This is a genomic window from Gluconacetobacter sp. (assembly GCF_047721585.1).
Lineage (GTDB): Bacteria > Pseudomonadota > Alphaproteobacteria > Acetobacterales > Acetobacteraceae > Gluconacetobacter > Gluconacetobacter dulcium.
Genome location: NZ_JBDNXE010000165.1, coordinates 4,499 through 7,213, shown reverse-complemented (window position 1 = coordinate 7,213; position 2,715 = coordinate 4,499). Strand labels below are relative to the sequence as shown.

At 63.7% G+C, this 2,715-nt stretch carries 3 protein-coding genes and 1 pseudogene; all 4 read right to left on the bottom strand.

Annotation, left to right across the window (positions count from 1 at the left end):
- Window positions 1-791: pseudogene (locus ABF821_RS19005) on the bottom strand (conjugal transfer protein TrbE); the annotation flags it as partial.
- Window positions 792-804: 13 nt separating this feature from the next.
- The gene (locus tag ABF821_RS19000) at window positions 805-1,083 is read right to left on the bottom strand and encodes a VirB3 family type IV secretion system protein (RefSeq protein ID WP_415531213.1); all 279 of its coding nucleotides are present in this window, start codon (window positions 1,081-1,083) and stop codon (window positions 805-807) included.
- A complete protein-coding gene (locus ABF821_RS18995; protein ID WP_415531212.1) occupies window positions 1,083-1,451 on the bottom strand; it encodes a TrbC/VirB2 family protein in 369 nt (122 codons plus the stop codon). The genes ABF821_RS19000 and ABF821_RS18995 overlap by 1 nt, the downstream gene beginning before the upstream one ends.
- Window positions 1,448-2,452, bottom strand: coding sequence for a P-type conjugative transfer ATPase TrbB (trbB, locus tag ABF821_RS18990; protein ID WP_415531211.1), 1,005 nt, complete (start codon window positions 2,450-2,452; stop codon window positions 1,448-1,450). Before trbB ends, ABF821_RS18995 begins: the two co-directional genes overlap by 4 nt.
- Window positions 2,453-2,715: the final 263 nt, after the last annotated feature.

Sequence of the window (2,715 nt, the reverse complement as noted above, 5' to 3'; positions counted from 1 at the left end):
AGGTTCGCTCGGGTGCACCTGCGATACGGCTTGGCCAGCCGGTGCAGGGCTTCCAGGATTCGGGGAAAGGGCCGCGACGGGAAACCGGTGATCGTCAGGGCTCTCAGATACGCATCGCCGAGTTTCGGTTCCAGACCGCCTGACAGCGGCTGGTCCACCAGCAGGGCGTCGAGGTGCATGGGAATTTCCGGCACCCTCACCCGCTGGTTCCACGTCGAGATCGTGGAGTGCAGATAGGTCAGCGTCTCCCCGTCATCCAGCCATGCCGCTTCGGGCATGAACCCGTCCAGCAACGCCAGAAGCCGGTCGCTACGATCAATGAAGGCATTCAGGATGCCATGCGGATCGGGGCCGTCGCGCTCCCTACCCTCGTAGAGAAAACGCTCGGCGCGGCCCGAAGATTCCGCCGGCGGCAACCAGACAAGGGTCAGGAAATACCGGCTCTCGAAATGCGCGCCTTCATCCTCGAACTGCTCCCTGCGTTCCAGGTCGACCATTTGGCTGGCTGCGTCGGGAAAATCACTGTCGGGATACACTGTCGCCGGGACGCGCTGCGCCTCCACGAATACCGCCCAGCCGGAGCCAAGACGACGCAGGGCATTGTTCAACCTGCCGGTCACACCGACCAGTTCGGCAGGCGTGGCGCTGTCCAGATCAGGGCCTCGAATTTTTGCCGTGCGCTGGAAACTACCGTCCTTGTTCAGGACGACACCTTTCTCCACGAGCGCGGCCCAGGGCAGGAAATCCGACAGGAGGGAATTCCGGTTGCGATATTCGCCAAGGGACATCATCGCCCTGCCCTCCCTATGAGCGAAGCCAGGCGGGGTAGCGCAGATGCCGTCGTCCCACCTCAATGAAGAACGGATCGCGCTTCGCACCCCACACCGCGAGCCCATGGCCCACGATCCAGAACACCGCCCCGATCAGCCAGAGCCGCAGGCCGAGTGCAATGGCCGCTGCCAGCGTGCCGTTGGCGATGGCGACGGCACGGGGCGCGCCACCCAGCAGGATCGGGTCGGTCAGCGAGCGATGCACCGGGACATGAAATCCCGGCACCGCATCATCGTCATACCCGAGCGCCATCAGATCAGCGCTCCGCCGGAGAAGGAGAAGAACGACAGGAAGAAGCTGGACGCTGCAAAAGCGATGGACAGGCCGAAGACGATCTGGATCAGGCGGCGGAACCCGCCGGATGTTTCCCCGAAGGCCAGCGTCAGACCGGTCACGGTAATGATGATGACCGAGATGATCTTGGCCACCGGCCCCTGCACGGATTCCAGTATCTCGTTCAGGGGCGTTTCCCACGGCATGCTGGATCCTGACGCCCATGCCGATGACGCGAAAGCAAGCGACAGCAGCAGGGAGGTTCCGAATACACGCAGATCCGGCACATGCCGGTCAGGACGTGCGACAGCGCACACCACGGCGCGCAGACGTGAAGGCGGCCTCATGATGATTCTCCATTGGCAGAGAATGATGTTTCGGGAGAAGAGAGGCTGACCGGACGGATGCGATAGGCGCCCGTCACGGGATCGAGGCCGTCGATTTCCGCCAGTTCGGACAGGCGGCGGGAATTGCCGCGTCCGGACAGCACGGCGATGACGTCGATGGTTTCGGCGATCATGGCGCGCGGCACCGTGACCACGGCTTCCTGGATCAGCTGTTCCAGACGATACAGGGCCGCCAGCACGGATCCGGCGTGCAGCGTGCCGATACCACCCGGATGGCCGGTGCCCCACGCCTTGACCAGATCCAGTGCTTCGGCCCCACGCACCTCACCGATGGGGATGCGGTCGGGGCGCAGGCGAAGGCCGGAGCGGACAAGATCCGACAGTGTGATGACACCTTCACGGGTCCGCAGGGCGATGAGATTGGGCGCCGTGCATTGCAGTTCGCGCGTATCCTCGATCAGCACGACGCGATCACCGGTTTTCGCAACCTCAGCCAGCAGGGCGTTGACCAGCGTGGTCTTGCCCGTGCTGGTCCCACCCGCGACGAGGATGTTTTTCCGCTCGGCGACAGCGCGACGGAGAAACACTGCCTGCCCCTCCGTCATGATCCCGGCAGCGACATAGTCATCGAGGGTGAACACGGCGACGGCGGGTTTGCGGATGGCAAAACTCGGGGCCGTCACCACGGGCGGCAGTAACCCCTCGAACCGCTCACCGGTCGGCAGTTCGGCCGATACGCGCGGTGCTGCTTCATGCACCTCCGCCCCGACATGGTGGGCCACCAGACGCACGATGCGCTCGGCATCGGCAGGTGCAATCCTGTCGCCCGTATCGCCAAGCCCCTCGGACAGACGGTCGATCCACAACCGCCCATCGGGATTGAGCATCACCTCGACCACAGCGGGATCGGCAAGGTGCCGGGCAATCGCCGGTCCCATCGCTGTGCGCAGCATGGACATGCCACGCTGTCGGGCACCACTTTCAATCGGTGTAACCGCCATGGGAATCCCCGTTTTTACGGATCATCCGGCCTCTCCGGACGACGACGGGGATCATTAAAAGGGAGCGGATTTATCTGCTGGCAACAAGGATTTCGGGGGATGCGGTAAAAGCGTATGTAATTGGGAGCATTCAGGCGGGATCGGTGCCCGACGGATCCTGTCGTGCCGCGACATCACGCTGACGGTCGCGCAGGAATCGGTCCCCCGTCGCCAGCCGACGTTCCAGCGCGGTCAGGAAGCCTTCGAACCGTTCAAGCCCCATG